Annotated in this window: 11 protein-coding genes and 1 pseudogene; 11 read left to right on the top strand and 1 reads right to left on the bottom strand. The window is 49.6% G+C overall.

Going from position 1 to position 13,272, the window contains the following annotated elements; all coding sequences use genetic code 11:
• Nucleotides 1–166 precede the first annotated feature (166 nt).
• The 7 genes from NG796_RS22355 to NG796_RS22325 all read left to right on the top strand — a co-directional run bounded on the left by NG796_RS22355 (nt 167) and on the right by NG796_RS22325 (nt 6,472).
• Nucleotides 167–292 (top strand): hypothetical protein, encoded by a 126-nt coding sequence (locus NG796_RS22355; protein WP_261209353.1) that lies wholly within the window; start codon nt 167–169, stop codon nt 290–292.
• Between the two features lie 210 nt (nt 293–502).
• Nucleotides 503–1,405 (top strand): YihY/virulence factor BrkB family protein, encoded by a 903-nt coding sequence (locus tag NG796_RS22350; RefSeq protein ID WP_261209352.1) that lies wholly within the window; start codon nt 503–505, stop codon nt 1,403–1,405.
• A 224-nt stretch (nt 1,406–1,629) separates the two neighbouring features.
• On the top strand, nt 1,630–2,031 hold the full coding sequence (locus NG796_RS22345; protein ID WP_261209351.1) for a hypothetical protein: 402 nt from the start codon (nt 1,630–1,632) through the stop codon (nt 2,029–2,031).
• A 90-nt stretch (nt 2,032–2,121) separates the two neighbouring features.
• Nucleotides 2,122–2,634 carry a Dps family protein gene (locus NG796_RS22340; protein ID WP_317619343.1) on the top strand — a complete coding sequence of 171 codons (513 nt, stop codon included), beginning with the start codon at nt 2,122–2,124 and terminating at the stop codon, nt 2,632–2,634.
• Between the two features lie 338 nt (nt 2,635–2,972).
• Nucleotides 2,973–3,467 carry a hypothetical protein gene (locus NG796_RS22335; protein WP_261209350.1) on the top strand — a complete coding sequence of 165 codons (495 nt, stop codon included), beginning with the start codon at nt 2,973–2,975 and terminating at the stop codon, nt 3,465–3,467.
• Between the two features lie 341 nt (nt 3,468–3,808).
• A complete protein-coding gene (locus NG796_RS22330; protein ID WP_261209349.1) occupies nt 3,809–4,903 on the top strand; it encodes a DJ-1/PfpI/YhbO family deglycase/protease in 1,095 nt (364 codons plus the stop codon).
• A 240-nt stretch (nt 4,904–5,143) separates the two neighbouring features.
• Nucleotides 5,144–6,472: a hypothetical protein gene (locus tag NG796_RS22325; RefSeq protein WP_261209348.1), complete on the top strand. Its 1,329-nt coding sequence runs from the start codon at nt 5,144–5,146 to the stop codon at nt 6,470–6,472.
• 282 nt (nt 6,473–6,754) lie between these two features.
• Here NG796_RS22325 and NG796_RS22320 read toward each other — a convergent pair whose 3' ends face one another.
• On the bottom strand, nt 6,755–7,096 hold the full coding sequence (locus NG796_RS22320) for an NAD(P)H-quinone oxidoreductase subunit M (RefSeq protein ID WP_254566148.1): 342 nt from the start codon (nt 7,094–7,096) through the stop codon (nt 6,755–6,757).
• 433 nt (nt 7,097–7,529) lie between these two features.
• Between NG796_RS22320 and NG796_RS22315 the strand changes: the two genes are divergently transcribed.
• From NG796_RS22315 to NG796_RS22300, 4 genes and pseudogenes are all read left to right on the top strand, one after another.
• Nucleotides 7,530–9,950: a protein phosphatase 2C domain-containing protein gene (locus tag NG796_RS22315; RefSeq protein WP_261209347.1), complete on the top strand. Its 2,421-nt coding sequence runs from the start codon at nt 7,530–7,532 to the stop codon at nt 9,948–9,950.
• A gap of 668 nt (nt 9,951–10,618) precedes the next feature.
• Nucleotides 10,619–10,786, top strand: coding sequence for a hypothetical protein (locus NG796_RS22310; RefSeq protein ID WP_261209346.1), 168 nt, complete (start codon nt 10,619–10,621; stop codon nt 10,784–10,786).
• Nucleotides 10,787–11,043: 257 nt separating this feature from the next.
• Nucleotides 11,044–12,975 (top strand): adenylate/guanylate cyclase domain-containing protein, encoded by a 1,932-nt coding sequence (locus tag NG796_RS22305; RefSeq protein ID WP_261209345.1) that lies wholly within the window; start codon nt 11,044–11,046, stop codon nt 12,973–12,975.
• 13 nt (nt 12,976–12,988) lie between these two features.
• A pseudogene (locus NG796_RS22300) lies at nt 12,989–13,272 on the top strand (hypothetical protein); the annotation flags it as partial.

Here is a 13,272-nt window from a genome sequence, read left to right as displayed (position 1 = left end):
TGACAAAACCTGCCGATGCAGCGTCAGAAAGATAACCGACTTTTGAAAACCGGATTTTGGATCAGAGGGTACTGGATTTATACCAAGCCTTGACTCTCCCCTTTCTAGGCCAAAGCTAACGAAGCGTGCTAATTGTCTGGAACAGTCCAGAAGCGTTTAAGAGCGAGTGTCAGACCCTAAAATTCGTAAATTTTTCTCGGTTCCGGAAGGGAGAAAACGGACAGTTAAGCGATCGCCAGGGGCGGAATTGCGGACTCTCAAACCCAACTCCCCCACCTCGGTAAATCGGTAAATCGTCTGGATTGATTAAAAGGGTTTAGTTAGCGATCGAGCTATCTAAGCCCTATTTTAATAAAACCCTATCCCACCTTGACTCAACCTTGCCCGATCGGGACCCATTTACCCGACAATGACCTCACATTTTGAACCCGGGTTTTCCGACGAAAACTCCTTTAAATTACAACTATCTTGAAAAATTTTTTAACCCCAACCCTGAAGAAAAATGGTAAAAATTAAGCAACTGTTTAGACTGTTAAAACTGGCGTTTTCCGAATGGCAAAACGATAATGCAGGGCGATTGGCTGCGGCCTTAGCCTATTATACTATTTTCTCTTTAGCGCCGATCTTAATTATTGCGATTTCCGTGGCCGGAGTGATCTTTGGTCAAGACGCCGCCCAAGGTGAAATTGTCCGACAACTGCAAGGGACGATCGGCACCGAAGGGGCAGAAGTCATCGAAACCATGATTGAGAATACCAGGCAAACTGAGGCAGGCACTTGGGCGACCCTGATTAGTGTCGGTCTCCTTCTGTTTGGGGCAACGGGACTTTTTAATGAACTCCAGGGTTCTCTCAATACCATTTGGAATGTGAAACCCAAACCCGGACGAGGGATCAAAGGAATTATTCAAGACCGCTTTTTATCCTTTGCCATGATTCTAACCATTGGGTTTTTATTGTTAGTCTCCCTGGTTTTGAGTGCCGCCTTAGCTGCCGTTGGAAACTTTTTTAGCCATCTGGTCCCGGATATGCTGATGGGGCTGTGGCAAGTGTTAGATTTCTTTCTCTCCTTTGGGGTGATTACGGTCTTGTTTGCCATGATTTATAAAGTCTTGCCCGATGTCAAAATTGCCTGGACTGATGTCTGGCTAGGGGCGATCGTGACCGCCTTACTGTTTGTGGTGGGTAAAACTTTAATAGGCTTGTATTTAGGGAATAGTTCGATTGGTTCGACCTACGGTGCAGCCGGTTCTTTAGTAGTTTTATTACTGTGGGTTAACTTCTCAGCCCAAATTTTATTTTTTGGGGCGGAGTTTACCCAGGTTTATGCCAATCGATATGGCTCGCGCATCGTTCCCACGAAAAATGCGATCGCCGTAGGGGAGGAACACCCAAATCCCAGTTAAAACGCCATAAGGGAGGAACAGCCGAATCCCAGTTTTAACCCTGACTCCTGAAATATTAAAGAGGTGTTTGGTAACGGCAATCTTCTCAAGGGATACAGGGAGAGGATTTTCTTAATCTCTCTATCAAGAGGAGTAGGAGCAAACTTACTCCCCTAGATAGTTTAATTCAGCGGGGTTCACCGGATAAGCTGAAAGAGACTCAATAAAAGAACGAGGAAATACTCATGGATAAACAAAAAATGGATAACAAAGAAACCGTTAACAAGAAAGCCACCGAACCCGTAGAAGGGCCGGTACATTATGACCGAGGAATCGTTCCGGCAGAAGTGGCAGCGCGCAAAGAGCGTGAGGGTGACAAGTTTATGAAAGCTCCCTCTAGCGCCGATGAACCCCACGAAAATCCGGATCATACCCGCGATGGCTTTACCGTAGACCAAGAAGGTTTGGTTAATAACTACGCGATCGAACCAGAAATGTATGTGAATGAGCCCGGTGACTTGCGCGAAAAAGAAGAAGCCCTGAAAGCGGAACGCTCTCGTGAATATGATGAAGTTCATCACAATGACGAGGACGGTAAGCTGACGATGGAAGGCGATCGCCGTGGAAAAGGTCCCGGCATCATTTAAGTTGCGATCGGGGAACACTCGTTTCCCCCCTTTTATACTCTGAACTTTTCAAAACCCCAGTAAATCAGTTTAATCATTAGAGGAATCAGAATGACAGCTACTCTTGGAATGTCTGCCCAAAGTCAAAATCCGATCAGCGTCAATATCGGGATTGATGAAAGCACCCGAGAACAAATTGCTCAAGGATTATCCCGTGTGTTGGCAGATAGCTATACCCTTTATCTAAAAACTCATAATTTTCACTGGAACGTTACGGGACCCCTATTTAGCACCCTGCATCTCATGTTTGAGGAGCAGTACCAAGAATTAGCTTTAGCGGTTGATGAAATTGCCGAGCGGATTCGGGCTTTGGGGTTTCCTGCTCCTGCTACTTATGGCAAGTTTTCCAGCCTAACTTCCATTGAAGAAAATGAGGGCATTCCCGAGGCGGAAGACATGATTCGCTTGTTAGTCCAAGGTCAAGAAACCGTGGTCCGCACTTCCCGAGAAATGCTGGCTCTTTTAGAAAAAGCAAATGATCAACCTACCTTAGATTTGCTGACCAAACGGATGCAAATTCATGAGAAAAATGCCTGGATGCTTCGCAGTATGTTAGCGGGTTAATGAGCCGCTCTTGAGCAGGTCAAAGGGGCGTTAAGCTATTGCGATCGCTGATCAAATGGCCTGACCTGCTCTCTCCCTCTTGGACATCGTTGCAGTATTAGGGAAGAAAACCGGGTTTCTGAACTGAGTTGGTGCGGGTTAAGCAACAAAAAAAGTGGAGAAACCCGGTTGTTTTTTTAGCAGATTTATTCTATAGGGTAGGGCAGTAGAGAGATTGCGCCCCATCAAATCAAGATTAATCTAGGGTGATCTATCAGGAACTCTACACTCAAATTTCCCAGCGATCGCACCCTTTTTAAAGACTGGACTTTTTAATCCATCAATTGTGGAGGTTTTTTATGAAGTTTACCCCCTTATTCAATCGCCAAAATCCCGGATTGTTAGGAGCAATGTTAAGTAGCCTTGTGCTAGGCGCAGTAGCCTTTCCGATCGCCAGTATTGCTCAGGATACTCCGAGTGAACCGAACGAATTACAGGCTCAGGCACAACCCATGCCCCTACCCCAGAGCGTGCAAATGCCCGTAGCTTATGTGCTGCCCGGAAATGCGCCGGTAGCGGTGGAAATCATCAATCGCACGAATACCTCAATTACCTACGAGGCGATCGGGGAGACTCGCGATCGCACCCTAGTTGGAGGTGAGGAAGCAATGCTGATGGACCTGCAAATTCCCTTAACCGTCACCTTTGAGCGACCCGATGGCGGACTGATTCAGGCCCGACCCGAAATTATAGCACCGGGAGAGATTCGGATTTATCTCGATGAAGCGAAAAATTTAGACTCGGACATCAGCAACATGAGGATTGAGCCTAACGGGAATATGTACCTGTATTAAACTCACAAATCGCCAAGAGCCGGACTGATACTGAATAAAAACTCTAGTCTTTATCTCCTGTGAGATTTCGGCCTCTTGGCGATCGGTCTGCTTGTGCGCTCACACTTTTCCCCCAAGGGAGAAAAACCCTACACCCGCCAGGGTGAGACTACAGGGACAAAGCCCGCCTATACGGGCTGATCCAGAAACCCGACTTTTAACAACCGAATGGGGTAAAATATATTTAATCCCTTAAGTATATTTTACCCAGATAATAAACAATAAAGATAAAACCAAAAAGTGCGTTTATCTCACTTTTTGATTTACATTGCCAATTCAATCCATCCTAGCCTAACTTTAGTATGTCTACCAACAACTCACAATCTACACCCAACATTGCTATCCTCATCGAAGAAGGATTTGAAGATTCGGAATTTAAAGTTCCTTATACAGCATTCCAACAAGCAGGGGCAAACGTCTCTGTACTCGGGTCCCGGATGAATCAAACCTATCAGGGTAAACAAGGGAAAGTTTCCATCCAACCCGATGGGACCACCACCGAAGCCCGCGCTCAACGGTTCGATGCAGTGATCATTCCGGGGGGTGGTGCGCCAGATAAAATGCGAACGAACCCCAACACGATCGCCTTCGTTCAAGAAGCCGCTGCCTTGGGCAAATTAATCGCTGCTGTCTGCCACGGACCCCAAGTCTTAATCGAAGCTGACTTACTGCGGGGACTTCGTGCCACCGGCTTTATCTCCATCCGCAAAGATATGGAAAATGCCGGTGCCACCTATATTGATGAAGCAGTAACCACCGATGGTAATCTGATTTGCTCTCGGCAACCGGGAGATTTACCCATTTTCACCAGCGCCATTCTCTCTAGGCTGAATTTAAGCATTCCGGACCAATCCCTGCCCGATCGCAACGATAATTCAGCAGAATGGTGGCAGCTTGCGGAGGCTTGGGGGGGATCAACCCGTCAAGAAATTGTCAATGGCTTGCTCAAGGCAATGGCGGGAGAACGCTATAGCCAAGAAGCTTTTAAACATTATGCAGAAATGACCACCGATAGCGCAACGCGAGCGGTACTCTTGGAGATTGGGGAAGAAAAAGTCAGTCATCTCGAACTGTTGGAAAGCCGCCTGCGCACTCTGGGAGAACAACTCTTTTTACCGGCTATGGCGGCGGGAGCCTTCGCTTCTTTAAGGAACATTTTACCCCCGGGAGATGAAATGACGATTTTGCGTCAAGCCTTGGGGGACATTCAAACCGGGGTGATCGACTGCTTCCAGTTGCAAGTCCAGTTTACAGACCCTGTATCCACTATGATTTTTAGTAGTATAGAACGGGACCTGGCTAAGGCAGAGCAGCGCTTGGCTCGTTTGTACCAAGAACGGATAGGCTTGAAGACCCCAGAACCAGCACAACCGACTACCTTGGTGGGAATTGTCTAAATTTCCAATCCAAACAAAAAGGTGAGCGATCCAGGCGATCGCTCACCTGATTTGTAGTTACCCCTTTAGGATAGATTCAATAGGTCTAAATCGGTTTTAATCCGAATGTTCCCAGAAGAGCAGGACCCGGAAGCGATTCAGACTTTACTCCGGGGGAGATTCCGGATTTTTTCCTAAAATCAGAACAGGTAAAACATAAAAAAAAACCTCAAAAATTGTCATAAAAACTGGAGATAAAACATGAAAACCGAACCTAATCCGCTGAAAACTGAACTCAAGGAACAAGGACAAGGCGTCAAATCCAAAAATTCAGCCTGCCAACAAGTGGGTACAGTTGTCGGAGATGTCCAAGAAAATATTAATAAAACTGCTTTAGAAGTCAGTAAAGTGGCGGTGGATAAAGTCGCAGAAACCATCGAATTCGTAGGGGCGATCGCTCAGGGAGACACTGGGGGAGTGGCTTTTGATGTGGCTTCTTTAAGCGCAAACGCCGTAGAAGCCGCTGGACAAGCCAGCCAGTGGGCCTCGGAAGCTGGAAAATCCGTCACTCAAAATGCCGCTAAGACTGCCGACACTGCGACCAAAGAATCGATGAAGTTGTTCGATCGCACCGCCCTAGAAACGGGAAAAGCCCTCTCCTTTATTGGCGAGAACCCGGTTGTTAAAAAATTCGCTGAAGTCTTTAAAGCCCAATGGCTGCTCAATTTAGTCGGACAAGTGGATATCGAGAAAGCGCAATCCCAAGTGCGCAAATTGCAGCAAGAGTATCCCCATGAAAGCCCCAATGAGATTGCCCATCGCATCATGGTAGAAAAATCCATCTATGCCGGGGGGATTGGATTGGTCAGTAGTATTGTGCCGGGACTGGCCCTCGCCCTGTTAGGGGTGGATGTGGTCGCAACGACGGCATTACAGGCCGAAATGGTGTATCAGATTGCCGGTGCCTATAACATGGATTTAAAAGATCCGGCGCGTCGCGGGGAAGTGTTAGCCATTTTTGGGTTGTCCCTGGGGGGTTCAGCCGCATTGAAAGGCGGATTAGGGGTGTTGCGGAACCTACCCGTGGCGGGGATGGCGATCGGGGCGAGTTCTAATGCAGTGATGTTGTATGGATTGGGATATGCAGCTTGTCGTTTCTATGAAGCGAAGACCAATCCCCTGACCGAAGAGGCGGCGACTCACGCCTTAGAAGAAGAGAATAAGGAGTATTTGGAACGGGCGATCGCCCAAAAAGATGTGATGGACCGGATTTTGATTCATCAGATTTTGGCCTCTCGTCCAGATACATCTTGGGCGGAGATTTTGCCGGAATTAAAGCAATTAAACTTTACCACCGAGTCCCTGAAGGCGATCGAGGCTGAGATTGAGCATCCGGCCCCCTTGCCGGAACTGCTGAATCTGCTGGATCGCGACTTTGCCTATCCGCTGTTAGCCCAATGTTACCGAATTGCTCAAATCGATGGGGTGATCACCGATCCAGAACAGCAGGTGATGGAGGCGATCGCTCACCATTTTCAAATTGACCTGCAAGAGGTTCAGGCGAGGATTAGCACACCGCCCCAAGAATGATGGGGGAGATGGGGAGGATGGGGGAGATGGGGAGGATGGGGAGGATGGGGGAGATGGGGAGGATGGGGGAGATGGGGAGGATTAGCGCACCGCCACACGAATAAACCCCAAGCGCCTGGGGGCTTGCCCATAAACCGGGAGCCGGATTTCACCGGAACTTTAAGTGGGAATCCGACTCAGTAGGCGGGGCAGTTGATGAACTGCCCCGACTCTCTAGGGAGGGTGACCCGAATAACCGAGTGTGGGCCTCCCTGTTAAACCCGAGAATAACCAGATGGGAGATTACTGGTCCTCGTAGACCATTTGGGGTAAACCCATGCTGTAGTTTTGAACCCGGCTATTGAGGTTATAAGAGAGTTCTCCCTCTTGAAGGAGCGATCGCAAATAATACTCCAGATCCGAACCAATGCGGCGTAAATTGTACTCCGTTAAATCTTCCCCGCTGTAAGAATCAACCAATTCATCAAACTTGCGATAAACCTTCTGTAACGTCGGTTCCGACCAGTTAAACTCATTGTCCGGATCCACATCAAGGGTTAATAAGTCTGGACTCGGAGCAAATTCGTTATCTTGCACCTCTGCCGTAAAAATCCGAATGTGACGGGTCGTTGACTTGAGCATCATAGCTAGTATGCCAGGGTAGTTAAAATCAATACAACATCAATTGTAAAGGGCTGTAAAGCCCCCGTTTAATCCAGCATCACCGCGAGAGTCAGGTAGACTCTCCCCGGATGGATACCAGAGAATTCCGGATTGAGGGGTTGACAAAGGGGTTTTTTTATAGCCAAAGTACAACCAAAGCCAATCCGGATCAGCCTTAGACAGTCTCCTGACTCAAAGGCGAGTTAGAACAGCCCTAAACGGTCAGAAAAAAGCTAAAATCGTACATTGGCACTTATGTTGAGCGATCTAGCTTAAACCAGGGGTGACCTACATAGGATACAACTATCATGGATCGAGTCATCAATATAATCCCCAAATGCTGCGCCCATAGTAAGGAGATAATATTGCCGACATTCGGCTGACTAAAAACAGCTTCCAGGCGCGAGGAATCCCCATGAACAAACCATCGGCCATAATCTACTGTCCCAACTTTACTTGTCAGTCTCCCAACCCGGAGACCCAAAAATTTTGTCAAAAATGCGGCACTCCCGTGCCGAAACGCTACTTATGGGCAGTGGGTGGAACGGGTTATCCTAGCTATCAAACCGGGGATATCTTAGCCGATCGCTATTGGGTTAAAGAGGACAAGATACTGGTCGATACCAAACCCGGGGTCTTGCCAGAGATGCCCGTTGAGATTCCTGGGGCGATTATCCCCTATCTCAAACTGTTTCCGCTGCGATTGCACGTTCCCCAGGTTTATGGTCGGTTGCCGTCGAAAGGGAAGGATCCGAATCAAGATATTTGGTTACTAGAGGAAACGGCAATTTATCCAGAAGGGATAACGGTGGCGGCCCGGAAAGGTCAACCTTCCGAAGTGGTCCATGCCCAACTAATGCCCTTACTAACGGACTGCTGGGCGGATGCCTCGCCGATGCGCCAGCTCAATTGGTTGTGGCAAATGGCTCAACTCTGGTATCCGTTTAAAAAGGAAGGGGTAGCCGGGAGTCTGCTGACTCCAGAATTGCTCCGGGTGGAAGGATCCTTGCTGCGCCTGTTGGAATTGCCTCGGGATCCGACAACGCCGGATTTATCTGAACTGGGTCAGTTGTGGTTGAGTTGGGTTAAGACGGCTCATCCGGCGATCGCCCCTTATCTGGAGCAACTCAGCCAGATGCTCAGGACCCGCGAAGTGCAAACCCCATCACAATTGATCGAGTTATTAGACCGGGGTTTAAGTCTGTGTGGGGAGCTTTACAAACGGACTTATTACATTGCCACAGGGACCGATCGCGGGCCAACTCGTCGCCGAAATGAAGATGCCTGCTATCCCCCTAGTGGGACGAGTTCTGCCACCTCAGATACCAGCGGATTAGCGATCGTCTGTGATGGGATTGGGGGACATGAAGGCGGAAATGTCGCCTCTAATTTGGCGATCGAAACCCTACAACAACACTTGGAATCCCTCGTCTCAGAAAATACCCAAAGCCATCCCAACCTCATCATTGATCAGATCGAACGGGCCGTGGGGATTGCCAACGATCGCATTGCCAGTCGCAATGACGAAGAACAGCGGCAAGCTCGCCAGCGCATGGGAACCACCTTGGTCATGGCCTTGACCCATCGCCATGAAATTTATATCAATCATATTGGAGATAGTCGCGCCTATTGGATTACCTCCACCGGATGCCGACAAGTCACCCTCGATGATGATGTCGCCTCTCGGGAGGTCCGTTTGGGTTACTCCCTTTATCGGGATGCCTTACAACAAGGAGCAGCCGGGTCTTTAATTCAAGCATTAGGCATGGGTGCATCTTCGGTCCTACATCCGACCGTCCAACGTTTTATCCTCGATGAAGATAGCGCCTTCTTGCTCTGTTCCGATGGGTTGAGCGACAATGACCGGGTGGAACAATACTGGGAAACAGAAATCCTCCCGATTTTATCCGGGGAATTCCCCGTGTTGCGATCGGTCACCAAGTTAATCGATATTGGTAATTTTCATAACGGTCACGATAACGTCACCGTCGGGCTGGTTTACTGCAAAGTAGAACCCATAAGATCTGCCGCACTCGACTCCCGCCTGTTGGTGGCTCAACTCCAATCCGTCCCCCCAGCCGACCCCCTAGAAGACTCTCAACCCACAGGTTTCCCCAAGAAAGATCCCGAGACTCTCAAACCCGAGGATGTCCCCACAAGGTTGATACCTCCTGAACCCCCACGACGTTCCAGCTTGCCGATTTTATTGGGAATCCTGTTGTTGGCAGGTCTGGGAGTAGGAGCAGGGGTACTTCTAACCCAGCCGGGATTACAGGATTGGATTGCCAATTTACCCGTTTCGGGACCCGAAAACCCCAACCCCACGGAACCCGAGACCGACCCTCTCCCGATTCCGGATATCACAGAACGGGCCACCATTGAACCGGGCCAGTACCTGCAATTGAGGAGTTCTTTCACCGAGCCAGCTTCCAAGGAGGGAGAGTTGGTCTTGTTGAGGCAGCAAGGGGAGGCCATTCCTGGAAATGAACTAGGGTTTATCCCCGGTGGTAGTGTTCTGTTGGTGATGGGCAAACTACCCGGGGCAAACAACACCGATGCTTGGGTTCAGCTCCAAGTTTGCTCAACCCCAGACCCTGTGGAATCCCCCGGGACTACACCGGCTCCTGTTTCTCCGGCTCCAGGAGCCTCTGAACCCGCCGGTGAGGATACCCCCGCACCGGCAACTCCACCCCGGGTCGGGGTCCGACCCAGTAATATTGGCTGGATTTCAGAGAAGTTGTTACTGCCGCAGGTCCTGCCTAATTTCGTCCCTACCCCTACAGAAGAAGGGGGATGTATTGATGAACCCAATCCTCAGTCCTTTTCGGTACCGTAGCGGGATTTTTGGGCCTAAATCGAAACCGGGGTGAGCCGGAATCCGGTTTTCAAAGGTCTCTAAGAACCCGCAGGCTGTTCGTGTAGCGTTTCGTAAGGAAAGACTGGGGCTACAGGGACAGAGCCTCTCCTGCACGGCAAGAGAAAATCGCCTTTTAGCCACCGGATTTGGTATGAGGAACCTCCAGGGAAAGCTTGGCGGTGGGTGCAATGGAATGGGGGTGAGTATTTCGTCCTTGAAGAGTAGGAAATGCGGGCTACCTCGGCGCTTTTCTTCTCAAGCCTATTCCCGTTATATAATCTATAAAATTGGGAAAACGGGAGAAAAGACCAACCCAATTTTTCTATGAACTCACATAAAATCTGTCGATTTAGAATTGAGACTGAGGCATATTAACCTAGAACCTGGGTTTTTTATTCAGGGCTGGGCTGCAAATGAGAGTTGATTCTTAAAACTTCGGTTTAAGCTGAAGTCGAGTTGAGTGGGAAAGGATGGAGAAGGACGGCGGGGAATGGACAAGCGAAAGAATTAGCCTATTCGGTTTAAAAATTGTGGATTTGGGTCTTCGTCCAAGGGTTCCCAAGGGGGGGAATAGCCTATTTAAAAGAATATGTTACGGTATAAAGTGCTGTGAAATTGCCCGCTTACTTGCCGAGTCAGGGAACCGTTTGGATCATCAGAATGTAGGGGTAAGCCAGGGAGCCAGATCCGTTAACAACAGCGCCGGGACTGGCACCCAGAGACCGTCAAATTGGGGAAGCATCAACCTGGGAGCCAAACTGTTACTACTGATTGTTTTGAATGAAGGCAATTCCACGGAGGCGATCGCCGGATGAGGGATAGGCTCAATCCTTCCCTTAACTTTCAACCGCGATCCCGACGGCGATCGCGGCTCAGAGTGGGGGATAAGGTGCAATGCAATCAAGAAGGGGATGGACAGACCAACCCCTAAAGCATTTACAGAAAACAGGACATTTTCAGGTGAACGAGAGGGGATGCTCATTCCCCAGTAAAACGATTCATAACGATTCATCAGATCGATGCTTTCGGGCGTCGAGAATTAGACATCGATGCCAAACATCAAGAGGCAACTATGCCAACAAAGCCGAAAATACCCTGGAGTCGCTATCTGCCTGCTGCCATCATCTTTGGAATGGGGGTTGGACTTTCTGTAATCGGATTCACGGTGGTATGGGAGTGGGAAAATCGGCGACGAGACTATGAATTAAATCGCAGCATTGACGGTCTAACGGGTCGATTGCAGCAGCAAATCGACGCTGATTTGGAAGTCATTCGCACGATTACGGACTTCTTTCAATCCTCCCAGACTGTGAATCTGAATTCTTTTGAGCAGTTTGTGGAACGTCCCCTATCAAACCCTTCTACCGTGTCTTTCATCGCTTGGGTTGAGCGGGTGCAGGATGGCGATCGCGAGGGTTACGAGGAGCGAATGGCGATTGAAGAGGACAGGAATTTTACGATTACCCAACCGATCGCGCCCGGTCGTTTTGTCCAGCGCGATCGCGTTGCTGAATACTTTCCCATTTCCTATATTGCCCCCCTCCAGGAAAATCCCAATATCTCTGGCTTTGATCTCACCGCCAATCCCACCTACCAAGTGGCCCTGAACCGAGCGGCACAGATGGGGAAATTGGTGGTGAGTGAGCGCCTTGAGTGGCAAGTCGGTTCGCGATCGCGACGGGGATTTTTAGCGGTTCACCCCGTCTATGAGCAGGGTCTCTCCCCTCGCTTTACCTTTGAAGATGACCCCCCGCCCAGTTCCGAAACGGTGAAACCCTTGCTGGGGTTTGTCGTGGGGTGGGTGGAAGTGGATAATCTGTTTCAACTGGCGGGAGCGAGAGGTAACCAGTTTAACTTGTATCTGTGCGATGAAACCCCAGGAACAGGGACTCCCCCGGATTCCCGTCAACCCTATCCCTTACTCACTTTAGTGGAATCCACGGAACTGGTCACGTCTAATAGTGCCACAGAACCTTTTGCCCTGGATGTGCCATCGGAATGCCCTCTCAAACCCCTGGAAAATCAGCGCAATCGCGTGCGGGCGGTGATGCTCGCCACCGGGAACGAACGTGCGATCCGGCGAGAAATTAAAGTGAATGGACGGATTTGGGCATTCTATATCTGGCCGACGGATGACTATCAGGCATCCCGAAGGCACTGGCGTTCTTGGGCGGTACTGATTATTGGCTTTCTGTGGACACATATTCCAGTTACTTATCTGCTGACTTCCGTCTCTCGGACTGCGGAAATTGAAGCTTTAGCCTTAGCCCGTGCAGAACAAGCGGCCCAGTTGCAGCAAGCCTTTAAGCAATTGGAGGTGGAACAAGCGAAGTCTGAGCGCCTATTGCTGAACGTTTTGCCCAAGGCGATCGCGGAACGTCTCAAGGAAGATACCCAAACTATTGCGGAAAGTTTTCCGGAAGTGACGGTCTTATTTGCCGATATTGTAGGCTTTACGAAGTTAGCGGCCCGGGTTTCTCCGACGGAATTGGTGCAATTACTCAATGAAATTTTTACGATATTTGACCGACTCGCAGAAAAACACGGGCTAGAGAAAATTAAGACAATTGGAGATGCGTATATGGTAGTGGGGGGTCTGCCGGTGCAGCGCCGCAATCATGCTTCTGCGATCGCAGAAATGGCCCTCGATATGCAAACAGAAATCCTGAATTTTAATCGGAAATGTCACGAATCTTTTGCCATGCGCATTGGCATTCATTCTGGACCGGCGATCGCTGGGGTGATCGGAACTCACAAGTTTATCTACGATCTCTGGGGAGATACGGTCAATATTGCCTCTCGCATGGAATCTCACGGGGTTTCTGGACGCATTCAGGTCTCTAGTACGACCTACGCTCTTTTACAGTCTAGCTACTGTTTTGAGTGCCGAGGCCCTATCCCCATCAAAGGAAAGGGGGAAATGCTCGTCTATCTACTCACTGGCAGAAAACAAGACGGCATCTGCACTCCCCTATATGATATGCCCTTCGTGGAAGAGGCTTGAAAAACGCTCCCGATTGGATGGGGGAGATGGGGGAGATGGGGTAGATGAGGGAGATGAGGGAGATGGGGGAGATGGGGGAGATGAGGTAGAAACGACTGAACTCGCTACTACAAAATTCTTACTCCTCCCCATCCTCCCCATCCTCCCCATCCTCCCCATCCTCCCCATCCTCCCCATCCTCCCCATCCTCCCCATCCTCCCCATCCTCCCCATCCTCCCCATCCTCCCCATCCTCCCCATCCTCCCCATCCTCCCCATCCTCCCCATCCTCCCCATCCTCCCCATCCTCCCCATCCT

Source organism: Laspinema sp. D2d, assembly GCF_025370755.1.
Lineage (GTDB): Bacteria > Cyanobacteriota > Cyanobacteriia > Cyanobacteriales > Laspinemataceae > Laspinema.
This window is presented reverse-complemented; position numbering and strand designations above follow the sequence as displayed.

What these genes read in the sequence shown, in the direction of transcription:
- NG796_RS22350 (WP_261209352.1), top strand. Translation starts at nt 503, where the DNA reads ATGGTAAAAATTAAGCAACTGTTTAGACTGTTAAAACTGGCGTTTTCC.
- NG796_RS22345 (WP_261209351.1), top strand. Translation starts at nt 1,630, where the DNA reads ATGGATAAACAAAAAATGGATAACAAAGAAACCGTTAACAAGAAAGCC.
- NG796_RS22340 (WP_317619343.1), top strand. Translation starts at nt 2,122, where the DNA reads ATGACAGCTACTCTTGGAATGTCTGCCCAAAGTCAAAATCCGATCAGC.
- NG796_RS22335 (WP_261209350.1), top strand. Translation starts at nt 2,973, where the DNA reads ATGAAGTTTACCCCCTTATTCAATCGCCAAAATCCCGGATTGTTAGGA.
- NG796_RS22330 (WP_261209349.1), top strand. Translation starts at nt 3,809, where the DNA reads ATGTCTACCAACAACTCACAATCTACACCCAACATTGCTATCCTCATC.
- NG796_RS22325 (WP_261209348.1), top strand. Translation starts at nt 5,144, where the DNA reads ATGAAAACCGAACCTAATCCGCTGAAAACTGAACTCAAGGAACAAGGA.
- NG796_RS22320 (WP_254566148.1), bottom strand. Translation starts at nt 7,096, where the DNA reads ATGATGCTCAAGTCAACGACCCGTCACATTCGGATTTTTACGGCAGAG.
- NG796_RS22315 (WP_261209347.1), top strand. Translation starts at nt 7,530, where the DNA reads ATGAACAAACCATCGGCCATAATCTACTGTCCCAACTTTACTTGTCAG.
- NG796_RS22305 (WP_261209345.1), top strand. Translation starts at nt 11,044, where the DNA reads ATGCCAACAAAGCCGAAAATACCCTGGAGTCGCTATCTGCCTGCTGCC.